This window comes from Pseudomonas asplenii (assembly GCF_001293465.1).
GTDB classification, from domain to species: Bacteria; Pseudomonadota; Gammaproteobacteria; order Pseudomonadales; family Pseudomonadaceae; genus Aquipseudomonas; species Aquipseudomonas fuscovaginae_B.
The window spans coordinates 326,918-353,424 of record NZ_JSYZ01000004.1 but is presented as its reverse complement, the minus strand read 5'-3'; the positions used below and the strand labels follow the sequence as shown (position 1 = coordinate 353,424).

Annotated in this window: 22 protein-coding genes; 19 read left to right on the top strand and 3 right to left on the bottom strand. The window is 67.7% G+C overall.

Annotation, left to right across the window (positions count from 1 at the left end; genetic code table 11):
* Positions 1-140 precede the first annotated feature (140 nt).
* Genes gspG through gspF form a run of 7 tightly spaced genes read left to right on the top strand, consistent with a single transcriptional unit; the run spans position 141 to position 8,260 of the window.
* A complete protein-coding gene (gene gspG / locus PF66_RS07960) occupies positions 141-590 on the top strand; it encodes a type II secretion system major pseudopilin GspG (RefSeq protein ID WP_054062362.1) in 450 nt (149 codons plus the stop codon).
* 8 nt (positions 591-598) lie between these two features.
* Positions 599-1,573 (top strand): type II secretion system minor pseudopilin GspK, encoded by a 975-nt coding sequence (gene gspK, locus PF66_RS07955; protein WP_054062361.1) that lies wholly within the window; start codon positions 599-601, stop codon positions 1,571-1,573.
* Entirely contained in the window at positions 1,570-2,730 is a 1,161-nt protein-coding gene (gene gspL, locus PF66_RS07950) for a type II secretion system protein GspL (RefSeq protein ID WP_054062360.1), read from the top strand. Before gspK ends, gspL begins: the two co-directional genes overlap by 4 nt.
* The gene (gene gspM / locus PF66_RS07945; RefSeq protein WP_054062359.1) at positions 2,723-3,265 is read left to right on the top strand and encodes a type II secretion system protein GspM; all 543 of its coding nucleotides are present in this window, start codon (positions 2,723-2,725) and stop codon (positions 3,263-3,265) included. The genes gspL and gspM overlap by 8 nt, the downstream gene beginning before the upstream one ends.
* Positions 3,262-5,646: a type II secretion system secretin GspD gene (gene gspD / locus PF66_RS07940; protein WP_054062358.1), complete on the top strand. Its 2,385-nt coding sequence runs from the start codon at positions 3,262-3,264 to the stop codon at positions 5,644-5,646. Before gspM ends, gspD begins: the two co-directional genes overlap by 4 nt.
* The gene (gene gspE, locus PF66_RS07935) at positions 5,643-7,049 is read left to right on the top strand and encodes a type II secretion system ATPase GspE (protein WP_054062357.1); all 1,407 of its coding nucleotides are present in this window, start codon (positions 5,643-5,645) and stop codon (positions 7,047-7,049) included. Before gspD ends, gspE begins: the two co-directional genes overlap by 4 nt.
* On the top strand, positions 7,049-8,260 hold the full coding sequence (gene gspF / locus PF66_RS07930) for a type II secretion system inner membrane protein GspF (RefSeq protein ID WP_054062356.1): 1,212 nt from the start codon (positions 7,049-7,051) through the stop codon (positions 8,258-8,260). The genes gspE and gspF overlap by 1 nt, the downstream gene beginning before the upstream one ends.
* A 72-nt stretch (positions 8,261-8,332) precedes the next feature.
* Here the strand turns inward: gspF and PF66_RS07925 are convergent, their stop codons facing one another.
* Positions 8,333-11,425 carry an efflux RND transporter permease subunit gene (locus PF66_RS07925; protein WP_054062355.1) on the bottom strand — a complete coding sequence of 1,031 codons (3,093 nt, stop codon included), beginning with the start codon at positions 11,423-11,425 and terminating at the stop codon, positions 8,333-8,335.
* A 2-nt stretch (positions 11,426-11,427) separates the two neighbouring features.
* A complete protein-coding gene (locus PF66_RS07920; protein ID WP_054062354.1) occupies positions 11,428-12,585 on the bottom strand; it encodes an efflux RND transporter periplasmic adaptor subunit in 1,158 nt (385 codons plus the stop codon).
* Positions 12,586-12,739: 154 nt separating this feature from the next.
* On the opposite strand from PF66_RS07920, the gene PF66_RS07915 reads away from it, so the two are divergent.
* Together PF66_RS07915 and PF66_RS07910 are read left to right on the top strand one after the other, a co-directional pair.
* Entirely contained in the window at positions 12,740-13,441 is a 702-nt protein-coding gene (locus PF66_RS07915) for a response regulator transcription factor (protein ID WP_054060660.1), read from the top strand.
* Between the two features lie 4 nt (positions 13,442-13,445).
* Positions 13,446-14,744: an ATP-binding protein gene (locus tag PF66_RS07910; protein ID WP_054062353.1), complete on the top strand. Its 1,299-nt coding sequence runs from the start codon at positions 13,446-13,448 to the stop codon at positions 14,742-14,744.
* Positions 14,745-14,799: 55 nt separating this feature from the next.
* On the opposite strand, the gene PF66_RS07905 is transcribed toward PF66_RS07910, so the two are convergent.
* On the bottom strand, positions 14,800-15,657 hold the full coding sequence (locus PF66_RS07905; RefSeq protein ID WP_054060662.1) for a LysR substrate-binding domain-containing protein: 858 nt from the start codon (positions 15,655-15,657) through the stop codon (positions 14,800-14,802).
* A 244-nt stretch (positions 15,658-15,901) separates the two neighbouring features.
* On the opposite strand from PF66_RS07905, the gene PF66_RS07900 reads away from it, so the two are divergent.
* From PF66_RS07900 to metC, 10 genes are all read left to right on the top strand, one after another.
* The gene (locus PF66_RS07900) at positions 15,902-16,735 is read left to right on the top strand and encodes a transporter substrate-binding domain-containing protein (protein ID WP_054060663.1); all 834 of its coding nucleotides are present in this window, start codon (positions 15,902-15,904) and stop codon (positions 16,733-16,735) included.
* Between the two features lie 63 nt (positions 16,736-16,798).
* The gene (locus PF66_RS07895) at positions 16,799-17,620 is read left to right on the top strand and encodes a transporter substrate-binding domain-containing protein (RefSeq protein ID WP_054062352.1); all 822 of its coding nucleotides are present in this window, start codon (positions 16,799-16,801) and stop codon (positions 17,618-17,620) included.
* Positions 17,617-19,026: an FAD-binding oxidoreductase gene (locus PF66_RS07890; protein WP_054062351.1), complete on the top strand. Its 1,410-nt coding sequence runs from the start codon at positions 17,617-17,619 to the stop codon at positions 19,024-19,026. Before PF66_RS07895 ends, PF66_RS07890 begins: the two co-directional genes overlap by 4 nt.
* Positions 19,023-20,237 carry an aminotransferase class I/II-fold pyridoxal phosphate-dependent enzyme gene (locus tag PF66_RS07885; RefSeq protein WP_054062350.1) on the top strand — a complete coding sequence of 405 codons (1,215 nt, stop codon included), beginning with the start codon at positions 19,023-19,025 and terminating at the stop codon, positions 20,235-20,237. Before PF66_RS07890 ends, PF66_RS07885 begins: the two co-directional genes overlap by 4 nt.
* Positions 20,237-20,959 (top strand): amino acid ABC transporter permease, encoded by a 723-nt coding sequence (locus tag PF66_RS07880; RefSeq protein ID WP_054061549.1) that lies wholly within the window; start codon positions 20,237-20,239, stop codon positions 20,957-20,959. The genes PF66_RS07885 and PF66_RS07880 overlap by 1 nt, the downstream gene beginning before the upstream one ends.
* Positions 20,949-21,638, top strand: coding sequence for an amino acid ABC transporter permease (locus PF66_RS07875; protein ID WP_054061548.1), 690 nt, complete (start codon positions 20,949-20,951; stop codon positions 21,636-21,638). The genes PF66_RS07880 and PF66_RS07875 overlap by 11 nt, the downstream gene beginning before the upstream one ends.
* Positions 21,625-22,443: an amino acid ABC transporter ATP-binding protein gene (locus tag PF66_RS07870; protein WP_054062349.1), complete on the top strand. Its 819-nt coding sequence runs from the start codon at positions 21,625-21,627 to the stop codon at positions 22,441-22,443. Before PF66_RS07875 ends, PF66_RS07870 begins: the two co-directional genes overlap by 14 nt.
* A gap of 21 nt (positions 22,444-22,464) precedes the next feature.
* Positions 22,465-23,061: a cysteine dioxygenase gene (locus tag PF66_RS07865; protein WP_054061546.1), complete on the top strand. Its 597-nt coding sequence runs from the start codon at positions 22,465-22,467 to the stop codon at positions 23,059-23,061.
* Positions 23,061-23,717 (top strand): glutathione binding-like protein, encoded by a 657-nt coding sequence (locus PF66_RS07860; protein ID WP_054062348.1) that lies wholly within the window; start codon positions 23,061-23,063, stop codon positions 23,715-23,717. The genes PF66_RS07865 and PF66_RS07860 overlap by 1 nt, the downstream gene beginning before the upstream one ends.
* Before the next feature lie 26 nt (positions 23,718-23,743).
* The gene (gene metC / locus PF66_RS07855; RefSeq protein ID WP_054062347.1) at positions 23,744-26,482 is read left to right on the top strand and encodes a cystathionine beta-lyase; all 2,739 of its coding nucleotides are present in this window, start codon (positions 23,744-23,746) and stop codon (positions 26,480-26,482) included.
* Positions 26,483-26,507 lie beyond the last annotated feature (25 nt).

Below are 26,507 nucleotides of genomic sequence, written 5' to 3'. Positions count from 1 at the left end.
CCTAGCGTGCCTGTTTGACCGCTTGCTGACCAAAGCTCCCGAGTTTTTGCCCGGGCGATTCACCCGAGGATTTTCAATATCGGTGACATATCTTCTTGCAACAATCCGCCGCGAATCGAATCAAGCCAAGGACTGTCGAGATGGATATCGCGCGTATCAATTCCCGTTCCAGAGGTCGTCGGGCACAGCAGGGATTCACGCTGATCGAGATCATGGTCGTGGTGGTCATCCTCGGGATTCTCGCCGCCATGGTGGTGCCCAAGGTCCTCGACCGGCCCGACCAGGCGCGGGCCACCGCGGCCAGGCAGGACATCGGCGGGTTGATGCAGGCGCTCAAGCTCTACCGCCTCGATCACGGCAGCTACCCGAGCCAGAACCAGGGCCTGAAGATCCTCGTCGAGCGGCCGGCCAACGCCAAGGACAGCAACTGGCGCTCCTATCTGGAACGCTTGCCCAACGACCCCTGGGGACGTCCTTACCAATACCTAAACCCGGGCGCCAACGGTGAAGTCGACGTGTTTTCCCTCGGTGCCGACGGCCAGCCGGACGGTGACGGGGTCAATGCCGATATCGGCTCCTGGCAGTTGTAGTCGCGGTCATGAAGGCTCATTCCCCGATGGCCGCGAAGCAGGAGGGCATGGCGATCATCAGCGCGCTGCTGATCGCCGCAGTGGTGGCGGTGATCGCCGCCGGCATGCTCACCCGCGAGACCGTGTTCACCCGCAGCCTGGAGGCCGAGCAATCGCGGGTCCAGGGCGCCTGGCAGTTGCGTGGCGGCCTCGAAATCAGCCGCCAACGGCTGTGGGAGGCCCGCCAGCGCGACCCGCTGACCCACCAGGCCCAGGCCTGGGCCCGGCCGATCCTCGGCGAACGTGGCGGCCAGTTCGACGGCCACCTGGAGGATGAGCAGGGCAAGTTCAACCTGCGCAACCTGGTGCGCGACGAGCGCGTCGATGACGAACAGATGGAGGGTTTTGCCCGCCTGTGCGAAATGCTCGGCGTCAAGGCGGCGGTCGCCCAGCGCATTGCCCAGCGGGTGATCAGTTCCTACCCGCGCCTGCCGAATCCGCAGCGCCAGGCCGCGGCGAAGGAGCAGGGCACCTTCGACAGCGGTCGCCTGACCTCGCCGGGAGCTGCCGACAAGCCGCTGCCCGCCAGCCGGCCGATGCTGCGCAGCCTGGATGACCTGCGCAGCGTCGACGGCGTGGACGACGAGAGCCTGGCCCGGCTGGCGCCCCATGTGACCATCCTGCCGGCCAACACCTGGGTCAACGGCAATACCGCCAGCGCCGAGGTGCTCGCTTCCCAGGTGCCGGGTTTGTCGCCGCAGCGGGCCCGGGGCCTGATCGGCGAGCGTGATGCGGGGCAGTGGTTCATCAACCGTGGCGACTTCGTCAATCGCTTGCGCATGCCGCAAGTGGCGGTTGCCGACATCAAGGTCGGTATCACCAGCGAGTGGTTCCTGCTGGTCGGCCAGGTGCGCAACGACCGGCGCCGGGTCAACCTGGCCGCGTTGCTGCACCGTAGCGAGCTGGAAATGCCCCAGGTGATCTGGTCGCGGGTGGGCGTATGAGCCTCTTGCGTATCGTCCTGCCGCCCTTGCAGGCGCTGGAACTCGACAGCCCGCTGGCGTTCGCCCGACTCGACCGCCAGGGCCGGCTCGCTGAAACCGGCCGGGCCAACCTCAGGCAGTTGGGGCAGGCCAACCAGGGCGTGGCCGTGGAATGTTACCTGCACCCGCAGGACAGCCTGCTGGCCAGCCTCGAACTGCCGGCGCTGCCGCCAGCGAAGATCCGCGCGGCGGTCGACTGCGCGGCCCAGGCGCTGATCCTCGGCGCCTGCGAGTCGATGCACATCGCCCATGGCCCGCGCGATGCCCAGGGCCGGGTGCCGGTCGCCTGGTTGCCACGGGAGGTGCTCGAACGTTTCGGCGCCCTGGTGCGCCAGGCCGGTCTGGGCCTGCGTGGCCTGTATCCGGCGGCCTATTGCTTGCCGGTGATTGCCGGCGAGCCGGTGCTGGAGGCCCGCGACGAGCATCTGCTGATTCGCCAGGGCGTGGACCTGGCCGAAGTGCACCCGGATATCGACCAGGCGCTGGCGCAATGGCAGGGCCGCGGCGAAGTGCTGCATTGGCTGGGTGAAGCGCCGGCGGCGAATCCGCTGTTCCAGGCAGTGCCCGCCGACCGCCGTTGGACCGGCCAGGCACCGGGCTGGGGGCTGCACGGTGCCCTGTGGCAGCCGGGCGCCAGTGCCGGTCACTGGGGACGGGCGCTGGCCTGCTGCGCGCTGGCGGTGGTGGTCTGGACCGCAGGCCTGAACCTCCACGCGGCGCGGCAGGCCGAGCAGGGCGAACAGCTCAAGGCGTGGATGGTACAGCGGGTCAGGCAGGCCTTTCCGGCACTGCCGGTGGTGCTCAACCCCTTGCAGCAGGCGCGCCAGCAGTTGGCCCGGCGGGAGGCCGGCGCTGCCGGCGACAGCGATTTCTCCCGGCTGGTACGCCAGGCCGGCCTGGCGATGCCGTTCGTGGTCGGCGGTGTGCAGGGCCTAGTGTTCGAAAACGGCGAACTGCACCTGAACCTGCTGCCCGACAACCGCAAGCCGGGGGCGGCCGGCGCCTGGCAGGCCGAACTGGCCCAGGCCGGGGTGCTGGCGAGCGCCGCCGCCGAGGGCTGGACCCTCAAGGCCCAGGCCGAACCGGGGCAACCGCTGGCGGAGACGGAAAATGAATAACCCCAGGTTGGCGCAGTACCGGGCCCGCTGGCAGGCCCTGTCGGCCCGGGCGCAGGGCTACTGGCGCAGTCTGGCGCCACGGGAGCGACGCCTGGTCGGCGGCATGGCCCTCGGCGTCTCGGGGCTGCTGGTCTGGCTGGTGCTGATCCAGCCGCCGTTGAAGACGCTCGATTACTGGGCCGCCGAAACACCCAGGCTCAAAACCCAGGCCCAGACCCTGGAAGGCCTGCTGCAAGGTCTTGCCCGACCGGCCACCGGTGACCTGGAAGCGGGGCTGCGCGCCAGCCTCGAAGCCAGCGGGTTGTCCGGGCATTACCGGTTGCAGGGCAGTGGCGCAGGCTGGCTGTTGACCGTCGACGACGCACCGGCCGACGTGCTGCTGGACTGGCTGCTGGGCAAACCCCGCTCATTCTCCCTGGATGTGGTCGAGGCCCGCCTGCAACGGGCGGCCGCAGCCGAACCCGAAGGCTCGGCGGGCAGACTGTCGGGAACCGTTCGCATGGATCAGGCGCTTGGCGCTAAGGAAGCTTCATGAAGTGCTCAGGCTGGTTGTATGGGGTGCGCTGCCGCCAGGCGGCGGCCCCGTGGTTGCTGTTGGCATTGACCGCGTGCAGTAGCGGTACGGCGCCGCAGGCTCCGTTGCTGGCCGAAAGCGAACTCGGGCGGCCACTGGGTTCGACCGTGAAGAGCGGCGACGTCCTGGCGGAGCGGCAGCGGGCCCAGGCCCAGGCCGAGCAGCCGCGGCGCGTGTTGCATCCCGTGGGCAATTCGGCACGGGCCGGCCATGGGCCGGGCAAGGCGCTCCCGGCCAGCAACCCGCTGGGCGACCAGCCGGTGCAACTGAATTTCGTCGACGCCGATATCCAGGCGGTGGTGCGCGCCTTGTCGCGTTCCACCGGACGGCAGTTCCTGGTCGATCCACGGGTCAAGGGCAACCTGACCCTGGTCTCCGAAGGTGAGGTACCGGCCTACCGGGCCTACGACATGCTGCTCTCGGCCCTGCGCATGCAGGGCTTCAGCGTGGTCGATGTCGGCGGGGTCGCCCAGGTGGTACCGGAGGCCGATGCCAAGCTGCTCGGCGGACCGGTCTATAGCTCGGACAAGCCGGCGGAAAACGGCATGGTCACCCGAACCTTCCGCCTGCAGTACGAGAACGCGGTGAACCTGATTCCGGTGCTGCGACCGATCGTTTCACCGAACAACCCGATCAACGCCTACCCGGGCAACAACACCGTGGTCATCACCGACTACGCGCAGAACCTGCAACGGGTGGCCAGCCTGATCGCCAGCATCGACACCCCGAGCGCCATCGACACCGATGTGGTGAACATTCAGAACGGCATCGCCAGCGATATCGCCAGCATGGTCTCGGAGTTGCTGGAGAACCAGGGCAACGACCCGACGCAGAAAATCAGCGTACTGGGCGATCCGCGCTCGAACTCGGTGATCATCCGCGCCAGCAGCCCGGAGCGCACGCAACTGGCCCGGGAGTTGATCTACAAGCTCGACAACGCCCAGAGCAACCCGAGCAACCTGCACGTGGTGTACCTGCGCAACGCCCAGGCCGGCAAGCTGGCCCAGGCCCTGCGCGGGCTGCTCACCGGCGAAAGCGACAGCAGCGGCGAGGGCGACCAGACCCGGGCCATGCTCGGCGGCGGCAGTAACAGCAACAACAGCCAGAACGGCAGCCAGGTCAACAGCCCCCCCCAGACCGGCAGCAGCACCAGCGGCAGCAATTCGCTCTACGGTCAATCCGCCCGCAACGGTTCCAGCCAGGCTTCCGGCACGGGGCCGGGCAAGGAGCAGAACCTGGCGTTTTCCGCCGGCGGCGTGACCATCCAGGCCGATGCCACCACCAATACCCTGCTGATCTCCGCGCCGGAGCCGCTGTACCGCAGCCTGCGCGAGGTCATCGACCAGCTCGACCAGCGCCGTGCCCAGGTGGTGATCGAGAGCCTGATCGTCGAGGTCAGCGAGGACGAGGCCAACGAGTTCGGCGTGCAGTGGCAGAGCGGCAACCTGGGGGGCAGCGGGGTGTTCGCCGGCACCAACCTGGGCGGTGCTGGCATTGTCACAACCGCCAAAAACAGCATCGATGCCTTGCCTCAGGGGCTGAGCGTCGGCGTGGTGCGCGGATCGGTGAACATTCCCGGGGTGGGGCAGGTGATGGACCTCAAGGTGCTGGCCCGTGCCCTGAAGAGCAAGGGCGGCTCCAACGTGCTGTCGACGCCGAACCTGCTGACCCTGGACAACGAAGTGGCGAGCATCTTCGTCGGCCAGACCATTCCCTTCGTCAGCGGCAGCTACGTGACCAACGGCAGCAGTTCGAGCAACAACCCGTTCCAGACCATCCAGCGCGAGGAGGTCGGGCTCAAGCTCAACGTCCGGCCGCAGATTTCCGAGGGCGGCACGGTGAAGCTGGACGTGTATCAGGAGGTCAGCAGCGTCGACGACCGCGCCACCGCGACGGCGGCGGGCACGGTGACCAAGAAGCGCGCGATCGACACCAGCATCCTGCTCGACGATGGGCAGATCATGGTCATGGGCGGCCTGCTGCAGGACGGCTACAGCCAGAGCAACGACGGCGTGCCGTTGCTGTCGAGCATCCCCGGCATCGGCGCGCTGTTCCGCCATGAGCGGCGCGACAGCAACAAGACCAACCTGATGGTGTTCCTGCGGCCGTACATCATCCGTGACGGCGCGGCGGGGCGGTCGATCACCCTGAACCGCTACGACTTCATCCGCCGTGCCCAGGGCAGCCTGACGCCGGAACGCAACTGGGCCTTGCCGGACATGCAGGCCCCGCAGTTGCCCAGTGCGGCCCACGCCATTCCGGGCTCGCAGCCGGTGCCCGTGCCGCAGGCACCCAGGCCGATCCGCGCGGTGCCGGTGTCGCTGAATGAGGCGCAGCCATGAGCGCATTACCGTACGCCTGGGCCAAGGCCCAGCGGCTGGTGCTGGTCGACGGCGTGCTCACCGCCTGTCCCTCGACCCCCGGCTGGGCCATCAGCGAGGCGCGCCGGCAGTTCGGGCCGGCGCGGCTGGAGCGCGTACGCGATGAGGAACTCGACAGCCTGCTGACCACGGCCTATGCCGACACCGGCAGCGCCGCCGCCGTGGTCGGTGCCGCGGAAAACGAGGTGGACCTCGACCGGCTGATGCAGGACATGCCGGAAGTCACCGACCTGCTCGACACCCAGGACGGCGCGCCGGTGATCCGCATGATCAACGCCTTGCTGACCCAGGCGGCGCGCGACGAGGCCAGCGATATCCATATCGAGCCGTTCGAGACCCATTCGGTGGTGCGCTACCGGGTCGACGGCACCCTGCGCGACGTGGTCTCGCCACGCAAGGCGCTGCACGGCGCGCTGGTGTCGCGGATCAAGATCATGGCGCAACTGGACATCGCCGAAAAACGCCTGCCCCAGGACGGCCGTATCGCCCTGCGCGTCGCCGGACGGCCGATCGACATCCGCGTCTCCACCGTGCCCACCGGCCACGGCGAACGAGTGGTGATGCGCCTGCTGGACAAGCAGGCCGGGCGCCTGCAACTGGAAACCCTGGGGATGGACCCGGACCTGCTGGCGCGGCTCGACCACCTGATCCGCCAGCCCCACGGCATCGTGCTGGTCACCGGCCCCACCGGCAGCGGCAAGACCACCAGCCTCTATGCCGCCCTGGCGCGGCTCGACGCCAGCACCAGCAACATCCTCACCGTCGAGGACCCGGTGGAATACGACCTGCCGGGCATCAGCCAGATCCAGGTCAATGCCAGGATCGACATGACCTTCGCCCTGGCCCTGCGGGCCATCCTGCGCCAGGACCCGGACATCATCATGATCGGCGAGATCCGCGACCTGGAAACCGCGCAGATTGCCGTGCAGGCCTCGCTGACCGGGCACCTGGTGCTGGCGACCCTGCACACCAACGATGCGGTGTCGGCGGTCAACCGGCTGATCGACATGGGCGTGGAGCCTTTCCTGCTGGCCTCGTCGATGCTCGGGGTGCTGGCCCAGCGCCTAGTGCGGCGGCTGTGCCAGCACTGTCGCCAGCCCGATCCCGCCACGCCGGGCACCTGGCGCCCGGTCGGCTGCAGCGCCTGCAGCCACACCGGCTACAGCGGCCGCACCGGCATCCACGAACTGTTCTGCATCGACGACGAGATCCGCACCCTGATCCACCAGGGCGCCGGCGAGCAGGCGTTGCGCCAGGCGGCACGGGCGGCGGGCATGCTGAGCCTGCGCGAGGACGGTGAGCGCTGGGTCCGCGCGGGTGCCACGGCGCCGGAAGAAATCCTGCGTGTGACGAGGGACGCCTGATGAACCGCTATCGCTTCGAAGCGGCCGATGCCCAGGGCAAGATCGAGTCCGGCCATCTGGAGGCCGACAGCCAGGGCGCGGCCATGGCCACCTTGCGCGGGCGTGGGCTGACCGCCTTGTCGCTGCGGGCCGAAAGCAGCGACAGTGGCGAGACGGCCGGCGGGCTGTTCAGCGCAAAACTCTCGGACAACGACCTGGCTTGGGCCACCCGTCAACTGGCGAGCCTGCTGGGAGCGAGCCTGCCGCTGGAGGCGGCGTTGAGCGCCACGGTCGAACAGGCGGAAAAAAAGCACATCGCCCAGACCCTGAGTGCGGTGCGTACCGATGTCCGGGGCGGCATGCGCCTGGCGGACGCGCTGTCCCGGCGGCCCCGGGACTTCCCGGAAATCTACCGGGCGCTGATCGCCGCCGGCGAGGAATCCGGCGACCTGGCCCTGGTCATGGAGCGGTTGGCCGACTACATCGAGGAGCGCAACAACCTGCGCGGCAAGGTGCTCACGGCGTTCATCTACCCGGCGGTGGTCGGGCTGGTGTCGGTGGGCATCGTGATCTTCCTGCTCAGCTACGTGGTGCCACAGGTGGTCAGCGCCTTTTCCCAGGCCCGCCAGGACCTGCCGGGGCTGACCCTGGTGATGCTCAATGCCAGCGACTTCATCCGTGAATGGGGCGCGTTGTGCTTTGCCGGGCTGGCGGGGGCTTTCTGGGGCTGGCGGCTGTACCTGCGCCAGCCGACGGCGCGGTTGGGCTGGCATAGCCGGATCCTGCGGTTGCCGATGATCGGTCGTTTCGTGCTGGGGCTGAACACCGCACGGTTCGCCTCGACCCTGGCGATTCTCGGCGGCGCCGGGGTGCCGTTGCTGCGGGCGCTGGAGGCGGCGCGGCAGACGGTGTCGAACGACCGCTTGAGCCTGAGCGTGAGCGAGGCCACGGCGCGGGTCAGGGAAGGGGTGAACCTGGCGGCGGCGCTGAAGGTGGAGAAGGTGTTTCCGCCGTTGCTGATCCACCTGATCGCCAGTGGCGAGAAGACCGGTGCCTTGCCGCCGATGCTGGAGAGGGCGGCGCAGACCCTGTCGCTGGATATCGAACGGCGGGCGATGGGGATGACGGCGTTGCTCGAACCGTTGATGATCGTGGTGATGGGCGGTGTGGTGCTGGTGATCGTGATGGCGGTGTTGCTGCCGATCATCGAGATCAACCAGTTGGTGCAATAACCGGGATTTATGCTGTCTGGTGGGGCCCCTTCGCGGATAAATCCGCGAAGGGGCCCCAGGTTCAGCGAAACATCATGAAGCCTTGCGCCGCACCAGCTTCATCACCACCACGAAGAACACCGGCACGAACACCACCGCCAATGTCGCCGTGACCATCCCGCCGATCACCCCGGTGCCGATCGCCTGCTGGCTGGCCGAGCTGGCGCCGGTGGCGATCGCCAGCGGCACCACGCCGAGGATGAACGCCAGCGAGGTCATGATGATCGGCCGCAACCGCAGCCGCGCAGCCTGGACCGTCGCTTCCAGCAGGTCATGCCCCTCGTCGTACAGGCTCTTGGCGAATTCGATGATCAGGATCGCGTTCTTCGCCGACAGGCCGATGATGGTGATCAGCCCGACCTTGAAGAATACGTCGTTGGGCATCCCGCGCAAGGTCACCGCCAGCACCGCACCGAGCACCCCCAGCGGCACCACCAGCAGCACCGAGGTCGGGATCGACCAGCTCTCGTACAGCGCCGCCAGGCACAGGAACACCACCAGCAGCGACAGCGCCAGCAACATCGGCGCCTGGGCGCCGGACAGGCGCTCCTGCAACGACAGCCCGGTCCATTCCAGGCCCAGGCCCTGCGGCAGTTGCTGCACCAGCCGCTCCATCTCCTCCATGGCCTGGCCGGTGCTGTAGCCCGGTGCCGATTCGCCGGAGATGGCGATCGCCGGGTAGCCGTTGTAGCGGGTCAACTGCGCCGGGCCCTGGGTCCAGCGCGCCTGGACGAAGGCCGACAGCGGGACCATCTTGCCGTTGCTGTTGCGCACGTGGATCTTCAGCAGATCCTCGACCTGGGCACGCTGGTCGCCTTCGGCCTGGATCACCACCCGCTGCATGCGGCCCTGGTTCGGGAAGTCGTTGACATAGGCCGAGCCGACGGCAGTGGAGAGAATGCCGCCGATATCGGCGAACGACACGCCTAGGGCATTGGCCTGCTTGCGGTCGACTTCCAGTTGTACCTGCGGTGCTTCGGCCAGGGCGCTTTCGCGGACGTTGGCCAGCACCTTGCTCTTCTGCGCCGCTTCCAGCAGTTCGGTGCGCGCCTGCATCAGCACCGGGTGGCCGACACCACCGCGGTCCTGCAGGCGGAACTCGAAGCCGCTGGAGGTGCCGAGGCCATCCACCGGTGGCGGCAGGACGGCGTAGGCCACCGCATCCTTCAGTTCGCTGAAGGCGATGTTCGCCCGCTCGGCGATGGCCGCCGCCGAATCCTCGGCACTGCGTTCCGACCAGTCCTTGAGGGTGGTGAAGGCCAACGCGGCGTTCTGCCCGCTGCCGGAGAAACTGAAGCCGAGAATCATCGTGGTGTCGCCCACGCCCGCTTCGCTGGCGTCATTGGCCTCGATCTGCTCGACCACCTTGACCGTGCGGTTCTTGCTCGCACCCGGCGGCAACTGGATGTCGGTGATGGTGTAGCCCTGGTCCTCCACCGGCAGGAACGAGGCGGGCAGGCGGCTGAACAGCAGCCCCAGCAGCACCACCAGCAGGCCGAACAGCAGCAGGTAGCGGCCGCTGCGCTTGAGCGCACTGACCACCCAGCCCTGGTAGCCGTCGCTCATCTGTTCGAAGCGCCGGTTGAACCAGCCGAAGAAGCCGCCCTTGGCGTGGTGCTCGCCCGGGGCGATCGGCTTGAGCAGGGTCGCGCACAGCGCCGGCGTGAGGGTCAGCGCGAGGAAGGCCGAGAACAGGATCGAGGTCGCCATGGACAACGAGAACTGCTGGTAGATCACTCCCACCGAGCCCGGCATGAAGGCCATCGGGATGAACACCGCCACCAGCACCAGGGTGATGCCGATGATCGCGCCGCCGATCTGGCCCATGGCCTTGCGGGTGGCTTCCCTGGGCGGCAGGCCTTCATGGGCCATGATCCGCTCGACGTTCTCCACCACGACGATGGCGTCATCCACCAGGATGCCGATGGCCAGCACCATGCCGAACATGGTCAGCACGTTGATCGAGAAACCCAGGGCCAGCATGGTGGCGAAGGTCCCCATCAGCGCCACCGGCACCACCAGCGCCGGGATCAGCGTATAGCGGATGTTCTGCAGGAACAGGAACATCACCGCGAACACCAGCACCATGGCTTCGAGCAGGGTGTAGATCACCTTGGTGATCGACACCTTGACGAACGGCGAGGTGTCGTAGGGGATCTTGTACTCCACGCCGGCCGGGAAGTAGCGCGCCAGTTCATCCATTTTCGCCCGTACCAGGGTCGCGGTCTTCAGCGCGTTGGCGCCCGGCGACAATTGCACGCTGAAGGCGGTGGTCGGCTTGCCGTTCAGGCGCGTCGAGTACTGGTACTCCTGGCTGCCGATCTCCACCCGGGCGACATCGCCGATGCGCACGGTGGATCCGTCCGGGTTGGCCCGCAGGACGATGTCGGCGAATTCCTGGGGCGTCGACAACTGGCCCTTGACCAGCACCGCCGCGGTGATTTCCTGGGTCGACGGCCCCGGCAGGTCGCCGATGCTGCCGGCCGAGACCTGGGCGTTCTGCGCCGCGACGGCGGCACTGACATCGGCGGCGGTGAGGTTGAAACCGACCAGCTTCTGCGGGTCGATCCAGATCCGCAGGGCGCGTTCGGCCCCATACAACTGGGCCTTGCCGACGCCGTCCAGGCGCTTGATCTCGTTCATCACGTTGCGCGCCAGGTAGTCGCTGAGCGCGGTGTCGTCGTACTGGCCGTCACTGGAGGTGAGGGTCGCCAGCAGCAGGAAGCCGGCGGACACCTTTTCCACCTGCAGGCCCTGCTGGGTGACGGCGGCGGGCAGCCGTGGCTCGACCGCCTTGAGGCGGTTCTGCACGTCGACCTGGGCCATTTCGGGGTGGGTGCCGGGCTGGAAGGTCGCGGTGATGGTGGCGCTGCCCAGGCTGCTCTGGGACTCGAAATACAGCAGGTGGTCGGCGCCGTTGAGCTCCTGCTCGATCAGGCTGACCACGCTTTCGTCCAGGGTCTGGGCCGAGGCGCCGGGGTAGGTCGCGACGATTTCCACTTTCGGCGGCGCGACGTTGGGGTACTGTGCCACCGGTAGCTGCGGGATGGCGAGGACGCCGGCCAGCAGGATGAACAGGGCGACCACCCAGGCGAAGATCGGGCGGTCGATAAAGAAGTGCGGCATGCTCACTGTCCTTTGGACTGGGCGAGGGAAAGGGGGCTGTCATCGATCTGCACCGGCTCGCCGGGGCGGGCGTGCTGCAGGCCTTCGACAATGATCCGGTCACCGGGCTTGAGGCCGGCGTTGACGATCCAGCGGTCGTTCTGCGCGGCGCCGAGGCTCACCGATTGCAGGCTGACCTGCATGTTCCCGTCCACCAGCAGCACCTGCGGCACACCGGCGCTGTCGCGCTGGATAGCCCGCTGCGGGATGCTGATGCCTTCGCGGTTGACCGCCTGTTCGACGCGCACCCGCACGAAGCTGCCGGGCAGCAGGTCGAGTTCCGGGTTGGGGAATTCGCTGCGCAGGATCACCTGGCCGGTGCCCGGGTCGACACTGATGTCGGTGAACAGCAGCTTGCCCGGCAGCGGGTAGGCGTTGCCGTCGTCCTGGATCAGCGTGGCCTTGGCCTGGTTCTGCCCGACCTGCTGTAGCTGGCCGGCGCGGAAGGCCCGGCGCAGGTCGTTCAGTTCGCGGGTCGACTGGGTCAGGTCGGCATGGATCGGGTTCAACTGCTGGATCAGCGCCAGGGCGGTGGTCTCGTTCTGGCCGACCAGCGCGCCCTCGGTGACCAGCGCACGGCCGATACGCCCGGAGATCGGCGCGGTGACGGTGGCGTAGCCGAGGTTCAGCCGGGCCCGTTGCACCGCCGCCTGGTTGGCGGCGACGTCGGCGGCACTCTGGCGGGCGGCGGCCTGGGCGTTGTCGTAGTCCTGGCGGCTGATGGCGTTGCTCTCCACCAGTTCGCGGTAGCGCTGGTGCTGCAGCCTGGCCTGGAAGGCATTGGCCTCGGCCTTCTGCAGGGCGGCCACGGCGCTGTCCAGGTCGGCCTTGAACGGTGCCGGATCGATCAGGAAGAGCACGTCGCCCTGCTTGACGTCGCTGCCTTCCTGGAACAGGCGCTTGAGCACCACGCCGGCGACCCGCGCGCGTACTTCGGCGATCCGCGGTGCGGCAATGCGGCCGCTCAGCTCGCTGCTGATCGACAGGGGCTGGGTGTGGATGGTCTCGACCCGGACCTTGGGTGCGGGCATGGTCTCGGGCTCGCCGGCGGACCGGTCACAGGCGGTCAGCGCCAGGGCCAGCGCCGACAGGCAGAGCGGGGCAAACAGCTTCTTCAACATAATCGAGTCCCAATGATGACCCGGGCATGCTAAGGGCGGCCGTCAAGCGCTGCTGTGAAGCAATGTAGGTGGTTGGTGAAAAAGTGTGAAGCGAATGCTCGCGCACGCGTAAGGGCGTATATCCTTCACCTTTTCCTTCATTTCGTAGTTATTTATGCCGACGATTCTCCTGGTCGAAGACGACACCGCCCTTGCCGAACTGATTGCCAGCTACCTGGAGCGCAACGGCTATCAGGTCAACGTGCTGGCCCGTGGCGACCAGGTGCGCGAGCGGGCCCGGCAGGAGCCGCCGGACCTGGTGATCCTCGACCTGATGCTGCCGGGCCTCGACGGCCTGCAAGTGTGCCGCCTGCTGCGCGCCGATTCGGCGAGCCTGCCGATCCTGATGCTCACCGCCCGCGACGACAGCCACGACCAGGTGCTGGGCCTGGAGATGGGCGCCGACGACTACGTCACCAAGCCTTGCGAGCCGCGGGTGCTGTTGGCGCGGGTCCGCACCCTGTTGCGCCGCAGCAGCCTCAGCGAACCGCAGGTGGCCAGCGACCAGATCCTCATGGGCAACCTGTGCATCGACCTTTCCGAGCGCACCGTGACCTGGCGTGGCCAGCAGGTGGAACTGTCCAGCGGCGAATACAACCTGCTGGTGGTGCTGGCCCGGCATGCCGGCGAAGTGCTCAGCCGCGACCAGATCCTGCAGCGCCTGCGCGGTATCGAGTTCAACGGTACCGACCGCTCGGTGGACGTGGCGATCTCCAAGCTGCGGCGCAAGTTCGACGATCACGCCGGCGAGGCGCGCAAGATCAAGACCGTCTGGGGCAAGGGCTACCTGTTCAGCCGTTCCGAATGGGAATGCTGAGCCGATGCTGAAGATCCTCATCCGGCTCTACCTGATGACCATCATCACCTTCAGCGCGGCGATCTACCTGGTGCCGGACCTGGTGGTCGGGGTGTTTCACGAGCGCTTCCTGAACTACAACATCGACCAGGCGCGGGGCATGCAGGACCTCCTGGTCAAGCAGTTCAAGACGGTGCCGAACACGCGCTGGCCGGCGGTGGCGGCCGAGCTGGACCAGAGTTTCGCGCCGCTGCGGGTCTCGCTGATCCGCATCGACGACATCAGCTTTAGCGAGCCGGAGCAGAAGCGCCTGCGCCATGGCGAGAACGCCATCCGTGTCGGCGACTGGGGCGCGCCGGACCTGGTGGCCTCGCCGCTGGATGGGCAATTGGCGGTGCAGGTGGTGATACCGCCGGACCCGCTGGACGTGAAGCTGCTGTACTGGAGCATGAACGTGCTGGTCGGCGCGGCGCTGCTGGGCTGCCTGTTGTTCTGGCTGCGCCCGCACTGGCGGGACCTGGAGCGCCTCAAGCAGACCGCCCGGCAGATCGGCCAGGGCCAGTTGAGCGAACGCACGCGGATCTCGCCGCGCTCGAACATCGGCGAACTGGCGCAGGTGTTCGACACCATGGCCAACGACATCGAATGCCTGCTCAACCAGCAGCGTGACCTGCTCAATGCGGTGTCCCACGAGTTGCGCACGCCCCTGACCCGGCTGGATTTCGGCCTGGCCCTGGCGCTGTCCGACGAGTTGCCGCCGGCTTCACGTGAGCGACTGCAGGGATTGGTCGGGCACATCCGCGAGCTGGATGACCTGGTGCTGGAACTGTTGTCCTACAGCCGCCTGCAGAATCCCGGGCGGCTGCCGGAGCGGGTGCTGGTGCCGCTGCACGAGTTCGTCGACAGCATCCTCGGCAGTTTCGACGAAGAACTGGAGGCGCCGGATATTGTGCTCGACGTGTTGATGCAGGGTTCCCAGGAGCATTTCTCCCTGGACCCGCGGCTGACTGCGCGGGCGGTACAGAACCTGCTGCGCAATGCCATGCGCTACTGCGAGCGGCGCATCCAGGTGGGCATCCAGGCGACGACCGAGGGCTGCGAGTTGTGGGTGGATGACGATGGGATCGGCATTCCCGAGCAGGAACGCGAGCGGATCTTCGAGCCGTTCTATCGGCTGGATCGCAGTCGTGATCGTTCCACGGGCGGCTTTGGCCTGGGCCTGGCGATCAGCCGGCGCGCGGCGGAGGCCCAGGGGGGGACGCTGACGGTCGAGCAATCGCCGCTGGGTGGAGCCCGATTCCGCCTCTGGCTACCGGTAACCTGATCGTTCCCACGCGGAGCGTGGGAACGATCGGTTGTGAGGGCAGGTCGGTAGAGCTCTACAACCCCTGGCTCGCGCGGATCAGGTCATAGGCCCGGCGCACCAGCGGGTTGACCGTATTCGGCCGGATCCACAGGTGATAGGTCACATCCGGCAACCGCGGCAATCCGTCGTTCTCGCCCAGCACGCGCATATCCGGCCCCAGCAGTTCCATGCTGCGCGGCGTCACCCCCAGCCCCGCGCGTATCGCCGCCTTGATGCCGATCAGGTTCGACGCCAGGTATGCCTGGCGCCAGGCGATCCCGGCGCGTTCCAGCGCCTCGATGGCATAACGCCGATAGATACTCGGTTCCTCCACCAGAATCAGCGGCAATGGCTCGCTCGGCACATGGATGTACTGCGCCGAGCAGATCCACCACACCGGTGAGGTGCGCAGGGCAAAACCCTGCAGCCGCGAGTCCTCGCGGGTGGAAATCACCATGTCGATCTTGCCCCGGTGCAGGTCTTCCATCAGGTAGGGGCTGCGGCCCACGTCGATCTCCAGGCGCAGGCGCGGGGCCGAGCGGGCGATGTGGCTGAGGATCGGCGGCAGGATGGTGTCGGCGATGTCGTGGGGCGAACCGATGCGCAGCACCCCGCTCAGATGGCTCTCCTGCAGCGAGTTGAGCACTTCATCATTGAGCGAGAGCATTTGCCGGGCATGGCGCAGCAGCTGCCGGCCCGGCTCGGTGAGCTGTTTCTGCCGCCCCTGTTTCTGGAACAGGCTGACCCCCACCTGGTGCTCCAGGCGCTGCATCTGCTGGGTCACCGACGACTGGGTGCGGGCCAGGTGCTGGCCGGCTTCGGCAAAGGTGTGGTGGTCGACCACCGCGACGAAGGTGCGCAGCAGTTCCAGATCGAGGGTGGGCGAGGGCATGGGCGGCTCGAATTCATATCAAGGGTGGTTCGCAATAGATTACGGATTTTTATGTATATGGCGAGATAAAAATGCAAGTCCCCAATAAAGGCCCTGTAAATACGGGTTATGCCATTTTTTCAAAAACCTAATAACCAGAAAGTTATAACAATATTAGATATTTGCATTTCCGTTCGTGGAGGGCCGTCCCTAGCATGCGGGGCAACGAGGCCGGGAGACGCCGGCCGCCATCGAGGGGATAACCATGCAGTTCACGCGCACACCGATCCATCGCTTCCTGCCCACCGTGCTCGGCGCCTTGCTGGCCTGTGGCGCGAGCGCCGCGGCCCAGGCCGACGCCACCCTGGACAAGATCCAGCAGCGGCACAAGCTGGTGGTCGGCGTGGTGCTGTCCGGTGGCCCGTTCGGCTCCATAGACCCGGCGACCCAGGACCCCAAGGGGCTCAACGTCGACCTGGCGAACGCCCTGGGCAAGGACCTCGGCGTGGCGGTGGAACTGGTGCCGGTGCTGCCGGCCAACCGCGTGCAGTTCCTGCAGCAGGGCAAGGTCGACCTGCTGATCGCCAACATGGAATGGACCCAGGAACGCGATGCGATCCTCGGCCATGTGCCGACGCCGTTCTACAGGATCGGGGGTGCCGCCGCGCTGCCCAAGGACAGCAAGGTCGCCCGTTGGGAAGACCTCAAGGGCCAGCCGGTGTGCACTTCCCAGGGCAGCAGCTACGTCAAGCCGCTGACCGAACTGGGCGCCGACATCAAGGCGTTCAAGAGCTCGTCGGAGTCCCTGCTGGCCCTGCGCGGCAACAACTGCGTGGCGGCGGTGCACGACTCGACGCTGATCAACCCGCTGGTGGCCGGCAACCCGGAGTGGAAGGACTACCGCGTGCTGACCCCGGAGCTGAACCCGGCGCCGTCGGTGATCTGGACCCGCACCGGCGAGACCGACACCCAGAAGCGCCTGGACAGCGTGGTGCAGGGCCTGCACCGCAGCGGCTGGCTGATCGAGGCCGAGACGCGCAACCACATCGCCCCGGCGTCGCCGGCGCTGGTGGAGTTGCACGAGAAATACAAGGGCTGATGTTCAGCCGCTGAGTGTTTGTGAGGTTTGGGGGCCTCCCCACCATCCAAAGGACATACCGCGATGCTCAAGTACATGCCGCTGGCCCTGGCGCTGCTCACCGGCCTGGCCCACGCCGACGCCACCCTGGACAAGATCCAGCAACGCCACAGGATCAGTGTCGGGGTGATCCTCAGCGGTCCGCCGTTCGGCACCATCGACCCCGCTACCGGTGCCCACCTGGGCTACAACGTCGAACTGGCCAAGGGCATCGCCGAACGCCTGGGCGTCGAACTGGAAACCGTCTCGGTTCTGGCCCCCAACCGCGTGCAGTTCCTCCAGCAGGGCAAGGTCGACGTGCTGGTCGCCAACATGCAACTGACCGAAGAACGCGCCGAAATCCTCGACTACGTGCCCACCCCCTACGAGGAAGTCGGCGGCGCCGCGCTGATCCGCAAGGGCGCCGGCATCGCTCGCTGGGAAGACCTCAAGGGCAAGCCGGTGTGCGTGTCCCAGGGCAGCAACTTCATCAAGCCGCTGCAGGAAACCTACGGCGCGCAAATCAAGGCCTTCCGCAGCCAGTCCGAGTCGCTGCTGTCGCTGCGCGGCAACGGTTGCGTGGCGGCGGTGCACGTCAGCCCGACCATGCACAGCCTGCTCGACGAGGCCGAGTGGAGCGGCTACGAGATTCCCTTGCCCGACGACCTGATCCCGTCGCCGTCGGTGATCTGGGTCCGCAAGGGTGAGCGGGACACCCAGGCCCGCCTGGACGCCATCGTCCGCGACTGGCATCGCAGCGGCTGGTTGATCGAACTGGGCAAGCGCACCGGCATGCCGCCGTCCCAGGCCCTGCTCAAGCTGCATGAGCAATACCGCAACAGCGCCCCCCTGGCGGCCGCGCCATGAGCCTGCTGTTCAGCCAGTTGCAGCAGTTGCTGGGCGCCGCCCATGTCCGCGACGGTGCCGACGGGGCGGCCTGGTTGAGTGACAAGCACCGGGTCTATCACGGCAAGGTGGTGGCGGTGGTGCACCCGGCCAGCACCGAGGAAGTCGCCGCCGTGGTGCGTGTGTGTGCCCACCATGGCGCGCCGCTGGTGGTGCAGGGCGGCAACACCGGGCTGATGGGCGCCGCCACGCCGGACGACAGCGGCCGCAGCGTGCTGCTGCGCCTGGACCGGATGAACCGCATCCGCCAGCTCGATACCGACAACGACACCGTCACCGTCGAGGCCGGTTGCATCCTGCAGCACCTGCAGGATGCCGCCCGCCAGGCCGACCGTCTGTTCCCCCTGAGCCTGGGCGCCGAAGGCAGTTGCACCCTGGGCGGCAACCTCGGCACCAACGCCGGCGGCACCGGGGTACTGCGCTACGGCAATACCCGCGAGCTGACCCTGGGCCTGGAAGTGGTCACCGCCGACGGCGAGATCTGGAACGGCCTGCGCGGCTTGCGCAAGGACAACACCGGCTACGACCTGCGTGACCTGTTCATCGGCAGCGAAGGCACCCTGGGTATCATCACCGCCGCGACCCTCAAGCTGTTCCCGCTGCCCAAGGCCCGGAGCACCGCCTTGCTGGCCTTCGACTCGCTGGCCCAGGCGGTGAGTTTCCTGTCCCATGCCCGCGCCGGTTTCGGCGCCGACCTGACCGCCTTCGAACTGATGTCCGCGGCCTGCCTGGCGTTGCTGCGCCAGCAGTTCCCCGACGGCCCGCAGCCGTTCGCCACGGCGCGGCAGCCGTGGTTCGCGCTGCTCGAACTGTCCGACAACCACAGCGCCGAACACGCCCGCGTGGCGTTCGAGCGGGTACTGGGCGAGGCCTTCGAGGCCGGTCTGCTGGCCGATGCGCTGATCGCCGAGAGCCTGGCCCAGAGCACGGCGCTGTGGCAGTTGCGCGAGAACATGAGCGAGGCCCAGGCCCGCGAAGGGCGCAACATGAAGCACGACATTTCGCTGCCGATCTCGCGCATCGTCGAGTTCGTCGCCAGCACCGATGCCTTGTTGCAGGAACATTTCCCCGGCGTGCGCAACCTGACCTTCGGCCACCTGGGCGACGGCAACCTGCACTATAACGTCGCCGCACCCCTGGGCCAGCCGGTTGAGGCGCACATGGCCCACTACGCCGCCCTCAGCGAGCTGGTGCACCGCAACACCCACGCCTTCGGCGGCTCCATCAGCGCCGAACACGGTATCGGCCAGCGCAAGCGCGAGCTGCTGGCGCAGGTCAAGAGCCCGGTGGAGCTGGACCTGATGCGTCGGATCAAACAGGCCCTCGACCCCCGCGGGCTGCTCAACCCAGGCAAGGTGCTGCCATGACCGTTCAACTTTCCCGGCGGGTACAGAAGGTCTCGCTGTCGGCCAATGCCGCCGCCAAGTCCCGCGCCACCGAGCTGCGCGAGGCCGGGCGGGACATTCTCGACCTGACCACCGGCGAGCCGGACTTCGACACCCCCGGGCACATCAAGCAGGCCGCCTGCGCGGCGATTGCCGCCGGCGCCACCAAGTACACCGCCACCCCCGGGGTGCGCGCCCTGCGTGAAGCGGTACGGCGCAAACTGGCCGAGGAAAACCGCCTGGACTACCCGCTGGCCGGCATCGTCATCGCCAACGGTGCCAAGCAGATCATCTTCAACGCCTTCGCCGCGACCCTAGACGAGGGCGATGAGGTGCTGGTGCCGGTGCCGTACTGGCCGTCGTTTCCCGACAGCGTGCGGATCAACGGCGGCGAGCCGGTGTTCGTGCAGTCGAGCCTGGAGCAGGGCTGCAAGCTGACGCCCGCGCAGCTCGAAGCGCTGATCGGCGAGCGTACCCGCTGGCTGATCCTCAACAGCCCCGGCAACCCCAGTGGTGCGGTGTACAGCGCCGCCGAGCTGCAGGCGCTGGCCGAGGTGCTGCGCCGGCATCCCAAGGTGCTGGTGCTGCTCGACGAACTCTACGAACACATCCGTTTCGACGGCCAGCCACCGCTCAACCTGCTCAATGTCGCGCCGGACCTGCAGCCACGTTGCCTGCTGGTCGGTGGGGTGTCCAAGACCTACGCCATGACCGGCTGGCGCATCGGCTTCGGCGCCGGCCCGCAGGTGCTCACCGCGGCCATGGCGGTGGTGCAGTCGCAGTCGGCTTCCGGGGCGTCCTCGGTGAGCCAGGCTGCGGCCTTGGCCGCCTACCAGGGCGGGCTGGATTTCCTGCCGGCGCAGGTGGCGGCCTATCGCGAGCGGCGCGACGTGCTGGTGGCCGCGTTGAGCGGGGTGGACGGCTTGCAGGTGCTGGTGCCCGAAGGCGGTTTTTTCCTGTTCATCCGCTGCGCCGGCCTGATCGGCTGGCGCCGTCCCGACGGGGGCCTGATCGCCAGCGATAACGACCTGGTGGATTACCTGCTGGAGGCGGGCGTGGCCGCCGTGGCCGGTAGCGCCTACGGCCTGTCGCCGTGGCTGCGGCTGTCGATCGCCACCGCCACCGACAGCGTCCGTGAAGCCGGCCGGCGGATCGCCGCGGCCTGCGCCCGGCTGGTCGAGGATCGCGGTTGATGGAAACGTTCGTGCAATGGGCCGCGCAACTGGGCCTCAACTATCGCTTCCTGCTCGACGCCTACCAGCGCGGCAGCCTGCTGGAGGGGGCCTGGACCACCTTGCTGCTGTGCGGGCTGACCCTTGTCGGCAGCCTGCTGGCCGGGGTGGTCCTGGCCGCCATGCTCACCAGCGCCAGCCGATGGCTGGCGCGTCCGGCGCGGGTCTTCGTCGAGGTCACGCGCAACACGCCGACCCTGGTCCAGCTGTACTGCGCCTTCCTGGTGCTGAACATGCTGCTGACCCAGGCGGTGGGCGCGGCCAACCCGCTGACGCCGTTCGCCTGGGTGGTGATCGTGATCTCCCTGCACAAGGGCGCCTTCCATGCCGAGGCGCTGCGTGCGGGGATCGAGGCGGTGCCGCCGGTGACCCTCGAAGCCGCCAGCTCCCTGGCCTTCAGCCGCCGGCAATTGCTGTGGAACGTGCAATTGCCGCTGGCCCTGCGCTTCGCCTTGCCGGCGCTGGTGAACAACCTGATCGACCTGGTGAAGATGACCGCCGTGGCCTCGGCCATCGCTGTCGGCGATATCACCTACGCCTCGATCATGATCTGGACCCAGAGCGACAACGTGCTGGAACTGATGATCCTGATCCTCAGCTTCTTCGGCCTGCTCAGCTTTATCGTCAACTGTGTCGGCCGCTACCTGGAAGCGCGCCTGAGGATGCCCGGCTATGGCCATTGAAACCGCGGTGGTCGAATCGTTGCTGCGCTGGAGCCCGGCGCTGGCGGCGGGCTTCGGCCAGAACATCCTGATCAGCCTGCTGGCGATCGCCCTCGGCTCGCTGCTCGGCCTGTTGATCGGCGCCCTCGGCCTGTCGCCGTTGCGGCTGTTGCGCCTGCCGGCGCGGCTGTGGGTGCAACTGTTTCGCAACGCGCCGTGGCTGGTGCTGATCTACTTCACCACCTACGTGTTCCCGTTCGAGATCCACGTCGGCGGCTACTACCTGCCATTCCCCGACTGGGTGAAGGTCACCCTCGGCCTGGCGTTGCCGGCCAGCGCCAACGTCGCCGAGATCTTTCGCGGTGCCATCGGCTCGATTCCGTCGACCCAGTGGGAAGCGGCGCGTTCGCTGGCGTTCAGCCGCGGCCAGCTGTTTCGCTCGATCATCCTGCCGCAGTGCTTCAAGCGCATGCTGCCGCCGTGGATGAACCTCTATGCGGTGATCACCATGGGCACCGCGCTGGCCTCGCTGGTGGGCGTGCACGACCTGATCGACACCGCGCAGATCGCCAGCAACACCGTCAACCGGACCGGCTTCACCGTGCTGATCTACTTCAGCGTGCTGGCGCTGTTCTTCGCCTATTGCTACCCGATTTCCCGCCTGACCCAACGCCTGGAGCGCCGCTATGCCTTCTACTGAACCCCTGGTCAGCCTGCGCGACCTGCACCTGTCGTTCGGCGCCAACCCGGTCCTCAAGGGCATCGACCTGGACGTGCAGCGCGGCCAGGCGGTGTCGGTCATCGGCCCGTCCGGCTCGGGCAAATCGACCATTTTGCGCTGCATCACCGGGCTGCTCAAGCCGCAGCGCGGCAGCATCCGTGTCGGTGACACCGAGGTGCACCGCCTGCAGCGCGAGGCCGAACTGATCGAGCTACGCAAGCGGGTCGGTTTCGTCTTCCAGCAGTACAACCTGTTCCCGCACCTGTCGGTGCTGGAGAACCTGCTGATCGCCCCCTGCAAGGTGCTCGGCCGCAGCCGTGCCGAGGCCGAGCGGCAGGCCCGGCAACTGCTGGCCAAGGTGCGCATGGAGCACAAGGCCGAGGCCTACCCCGGCCAGCTCTCCGGCGGCCAGCAGCAGCGGGTGGCGATTGCCCGCACCCTGGCGATGCGCCCGGAACTGATCCTGTTCGACGAAGTGACCTCGGCCCTCGACCCGGAAACCGTCGGCGAAGTGCTGACGGTGATCCGCGAGCTGACCGAGGAAGGCATGACCTGCGTGCTGGTGACCCACGAAATGCGTTTCGCCGAGGAGATCAGCGACGTGGTGTATTTCACCGAGAACGGCCGGATCGTCGAATCCGGCAGTGCGCAACGGATTTTCCAGCAGCCGCAAAGCGAGCGGACCCGCGAGTTCCTCCGGCATGCCCTGGGCGACAACCGTCGTCCGGTACAGGCCGACCCGTACCGCCTGACCAATATCAGCCCCTTCAGCCTGTCCATCTGACGCACCTACAAGGAACCTGCCATGAGCACCACCGAACGCGCCAACGTGATCGAAACCTTCCTGGTGAAGATCCGCGCCATCCACCAGCGCGGCGTCGACCGTGCGGCCCTGCAAGCCATCGTTGCCCTGCTGGAAGAACTGGCCGAGCGCCGCGATCTGTTCAACTTCGATCATTTCCCGGCGCCGGTGGCGGGCGAGGGCAACACCGCGTTCCGCTACCGCCTCAACGACGACGGCGAAACCCCGACCCTGTACCTGAACTCGCTGCTGCCGGGCAAGAGCACCATCGCCCACAACCACGAGACCTGGGCGGTGATCAGCGCCGTCGAGGGCCAGGAGCTGAACCGTGTCTACACCCGCCGCGACGATGGCCGCGACCCGGCCCGCGCGGTGCTGGAACTGGAGCGCGAGGTGGTGGTGCAGCCCGGCACCTCGATCGCCTTCCTCGGCGAGGACCTGCACAGCATCCGCGTCGACGGCGAACAGGCGACCCTGCATTTCCACCTCTACGGGCGCCCTCTGGAATCCCTCGAAGGCCGCTACGGCGTGCAGGACGACGGCACCGTCCTCAACTACAACAAGTCGCAGATGGCGCCTTCGATCAAGGCCTACGCCTGATGATCGACCTCTACTACTGGCCGACCGCCAATGGCCTGAAGATCGGCATCCTGCTCGAAGAGCTGGGCCTGGACCACCGCCTGCAACCGGTGAACATCCGCGCTGGAGAGCAGCGCGCCGCGGCATTCCGGCAGATCAGCGCCAATGGCCGCATTCCGGCGATCGTCGACCACACGCCGAGCACCGGCAGCGAGCCGCTGAGCCTGTTCGAATCCGGGGCTATCCTGACGTATCTGGCGGACAAGGCCGGGCGCTTCCTGCCCGCGGCCGGCAGCGTCCAGCGCCAGCGCGTGCAGGAGTGGCTGTTCTGGCAGGTCGGGCATGTCACCCCGTACCTGAGCCAGTGGCAGTTGTTCCGGGAAAAGGCCCCGGAGCCGATTCCGTTCGCCCTCGACCTGCTGCAGGGCGAGGCGACCCGCCTGTACGAGGTGCTGGAGCGGCGCCTGGACGGGCGCGACTACGTGGCCGGCGACTACAGCATCGCCGACATGGCGATCTTTCCCTGGATCCAGCCGCGCCGCCAGGGCTTCGACCTGGCCGACTACCCGGCGATCCGGGCCTGGCGCGAGCGCATCCAGGCCCGGCCGGCGGTGCAGCGGGCCTATGTCCGCGGCCGCGAGGTGGCGCCGGCCGAACGGTCGCTGGTGCTGGAATGACATCTTTATCCCGAGACGAGGCTTTCGTGAGCACAACCATTACCCCGGCACAGTTGCAGACGTGGCTGTTCGATGGCCGGGAAATCGCCCTGTTCGACCTCCGCGAACACGGCCAGTACGGCGAGGCGCACCTGTTCCATGGCGTGCACCTGCCTTATAGCCGCCTGGAACTGGAAGCTCGGCGCCTGGCGCCGAACCCGGCGGTGCGCCTGGTGATCTACGACCAGGACGGCGGCGAGCTGTCGTTGCGCGCGGCCCGGCGCCTGGCCGACCTCGGCTACCGCCAGGTGCATCGCCTCGAAGGCGGCGCCGATGGCTGGCAGGCTGCCGGCCTGCAACTGTTCGCCGGTGTCCACGTGCCGTCCAAGGCCTTTGGCGAACGGGTGGAAGAGGCCTGCCATACGCCCCATCTCAGCGCCGGCGAACTGGCGGCCTGGCAGGCCGAGGGCAAGCCGCTGGTGCTGCTCGACGGCCGGCCGTTCGACGAATACCGCAAGATGACCATCCCCGGTTCCATCTGCTGCCCCAACGGCGAGCTGGGCTACCGCCTGCACGACCTGGTGCCGGACGAGTCGACGCCGGTGGTGGTCAACTGCGCCGGCCGCACCCGCAGCATCATCGGCGCGCAGACGCTGATCAACCTGGGGGTGAAGAACCCGGTCTACGCCCTGGAAAACGGCACCCAGGGCTGGTACCTGGCCGACCTGCCACTGGAACATGGCAGCACCCGGCGCTACCGCGACGAGCAGGCGCCGGCTGGCGTCGAGCAACAGCGCGCCGCCGCCCGGCATCTGGCGCAGCGTGCCGGCGTGCCGAGCGTCAGCGCCGCCGAGGTCGCAGCCTGGGCCGCCAGCGCCGCGGGCAGCCTGTTTCTCTGCGATGTGCGCAGTGCCGAGGAATTCTCCCGTGGCAGCCTGCCCGGCGCGCAGCACACGCCTGGCGGCCAACTGATCCAGGCCACCGACCTGTATATCGGCGTGCGCCAGGCGCGGCTGGTGCTGTTCGACGACGATGGTGTGCGGGCGCCGATCGTTGCCAGTTGGCTGCGACAACTGGGCCACAATGCCCAGGTGTTGGCGGAGGGCTTGCACAGCGGCCTGCAACTGCCGGTGACGACGCTGCCGTCGTTGCCCGAGCTGCCGCGGATCGAGCCCGAGGTGCTGGTGCGTGAGTGGGCCGAACGGCGGGTGGCGCTGATCGACCTGCGGCCGAGCATGAGCTTTCGCAAAAACCATGTGGCCGGTTCGCAGTGGTCGATCCGCCCGTTGCTGGCCGCCGAGCTGGCCGGGGAAGGGCGGCCACTGGTGCTGATCGCCGACGACCCGGCAGTGGCGCGCCTGGCACTGCTGGAACTGCCGGCGGCGCAACAGGCCGGTGCCCGATTGCTGGCGGGCGACCTCGCCCGTTGGCAGGCGGCCGGCCTGCCGCTGGTGAGCGACGCGGCGGCCTTGCCTGATGAGCGTTGTATCGACTTTCTGTTCTTCACCCACGACCGCCACTCGGGCAACAAGGACGCGGCGCGCCAGTACCTGGCCTGGGAGACCGGCCTGCTGGGGCAGATGACCGCGGCCGAAATCGCCAGCCTGAAGCCGCTGAAACCGGCGGCTGCCAGCGCTGTGCGCACCCGCCTGGTCCACGCGGCCCGTACTGCGGCGGGCAGCGGGGCACGGGCGGTGAACGTGCCGGTGACGCGCCTGAGCACGGTGCTGTTCGACAACGTCGCGCAGATGCGTGATGCCCGCCGTCGGCGCGACCATGAACAGGTGCTGAGCTACGGCGCCCGTGGCAACCCCACGGCCTTCGCCCTGGAGGACCTGGTGAGCGAACTGGAAGGCGGCTACCGCACGCGGCTGTTCGGCACCGGCCTGGCGGCGGTGGCGCAGACCCTGCTGGCCTACCTGCGGCCGGGCGATCATGTGCTGATCACCGACGGCGTATACGGGCCGGTGCGCACACTGGCGAAAGAGTTTCTCGGGCCGTTCGGCATCGAGGTCGAGTACTTTCCGGCCGATGGCCAGGACCTCGCCGCGCGGCTGCGGGCCAACACGCGGCTGGTCTACTGCGAGGTGCCCGGTTCCTTGCTGTACGAACTGGCCGACCTGCCGGCGATCGTCGCCCTGTGCAAGCCGCGCAACATCCTGGTGGCGGTGGACAACACCTGGGGCTCGGCCTACCAGTACCGGCCGCTGGCGCTCGGTGCGGACATCTCGATCATGGCCCTGACCAAGTACCTGGCCGGCCACAGCGACGTGGTCATGGGCAGCGTTTGCACCACCCAGGCGGCCTGGCCGGCGTTGGCGCGCATGAGCGACAGCTTCGGCAACACGGTCAGCCCGGACGACGCCTACCTGGTGCTGCGCGGTGCGCGGACCCTGGCGGCGCGGCTGGAGGTGCACCAGCGCCAGGCCCTGGAAATTGCCCAGTGGCTCAAGGCGCAGCCGCAGGTGCGGCGGGTATTCCATCCGGCGTTGCCGGAGCATCCGGGGCATGCGCTGTGGCGGCGCGACTTCAGTGGCAGCAATGGGTTGTTGTCATTCGAGTTCGCCGAAGCCGACAGGCGCCAGGCCGAGGCGTTCATCGATGCCTTGCAACTGTTCGGGCTGGGGGCATCGTGGGGCGGTTACGAGAGCCTGGTGACCCTGGCCGACCTGGGCGATCGGCAGTTCCCGGTGACGGCGAGCCATCCGGTGATTCGCCTGCATATCGGCTTGGAGGCGGTGGAGTCATTGATCGAGGATCTGCAGCGCGGCTTTGCGGCCCTCTGAGCCAGGCAGGCTGGGGCGGCAGTCG

Coding starts and splice junctions, on each gene's coding strand:
- gspG (WP_054062362.1), top strand. CDS start 141: ATGGATATCGCGCGTATCAATTCCCGTTCCAGAGGTCGTCGGGCACAG.
- gspK (WP_054062361.1), top strand. CDS start 599: ATGAAGGCTCATTCCCCGATGGCCGCGAAGCAGGAGGGCATGGCGATC.
- gspL (WP_054062360.1), top strand. CDS start 1,570: ATGAGCCTCTTGCGTATCGTCCTGCCGCCCTTGCAGGCGCTGGAACTC.
- gspM (WP_054062359.1), top strand. CDS start 2,723: ATGAATAACCCCAGGTTGGCGCAGTACCGGGCCCGCTGGCAGGCCCTG.
- gspD (WP_054062358.1), top strand. CDS start 3,262: ATGAAGTGCTCAGGCTGGTTGTATGGGGTGCGCTGCCGCCAGGCGGCG.
- gspE (WP_054062357.1), top strand. CDS start 5,643: ATGAGCGCATTACCGTACGCCTGGGCCAAGGCCCAGCGGCTGGTGCTG.
- gspF (WP_054062356.1), top strand. CDS start 7,049: ATGAACCGCTATCGCTTCGAAGCGGCCGATGCCCAGGGCAAGATCGAG.
- PF66_RS07925 (WP_054062355.1), bottom strand. CDS start 11,425: ATGCCGCACTTCTTTATCGACCGCCCGATCTTCGCCTGGGTGGTCGCC.
- PF66_RS07920 (WP_054062354.1), bottom strand. CDS start 12,585: ATGTTGAAGAAGCTGTTTGCCCCGCTCTGCCTGTCGGCGCTGGCCCTG.
- PF66_RS07915 (WP_054060660.1), top strand. CDS start 12,740: ATGCCGACGATTCTCCTGGTCGAAGACGACACCGCCCTTGCCGAACTG.
- PF66_RS07910 (WP_054062353.1), top strand. CDS start 13,446: ATGCTGAAGATCCTCATCCGGCTCTACCTGATGACCATCATCACCTTC.
- PF66_RS07905 (WP_054060662.1), bottom strand. CDS start 15,657: ATGCCCTCGCCCACCCTCGATCTGGAACTGCTGCGCACCTTCGTCGCG.
- PF66_RS07900 (WP_054060663.1), top strand. CDS start 15,902: ATGCAGTTCACGCGCACACCGATCCATCGCTTCCTGCCCACCGTGCTC.
- PF66_RS07895 (WP_054062352.1), top strand. CDS start 16,799: ATGCTCAAGTACATGCCGCTGGCCCTGGCGCTGCTCACCGGCCTGGCC.
- PF66_RS07890 (WP_054062351.1), top strand. CDS start 17,617: ATGAGCCTGCTGTTCAGCCAGTTGCAGCAGTTGCTGGGCGCCGCCCAT.
- PF66_RS07885 (WP_054062350.1), top strand. CDS start 19,023: ATGACCGTTCAACTTTCCCGGCGGGTACAGAAGGTCTCGCTGTCGGCC.
- PF66_RS07880 (WP_054061549.1), top strand. CDS start 20,237: ATGGAAACGTTCGTGCAATGGGCCGCGCAACTGGGCCTCAACTATCGC.
- PF66_RS07875 (WP_054061548.1), top strand. CDS start 20,949: ATGGCCATTGAAACCGCGGTGGTCGAATCGTTGCTGCGCTGGAGCCCG.
- PF66_RS07870 (WP_054062349.1), top strand. CDS start 21,625: ATGCCTTCTACTGAACCCCTGGTCAGCCTGCGCGACCTGCACCTGTCG.
- PF66_RS07865 (WP_054061546.1), top strand. CDS start 22,465: ATGAGCACCACCGAACGCGCCAACGTGATCGAAACCTTCCTGGTGAAG.
- PF66_RS07860 (WP_054062348.1), top strand. CDS start 23,061: ATGATCGACCTCTACTACTGGCCGACCGCCAATGGCCTGAAGATCGGC.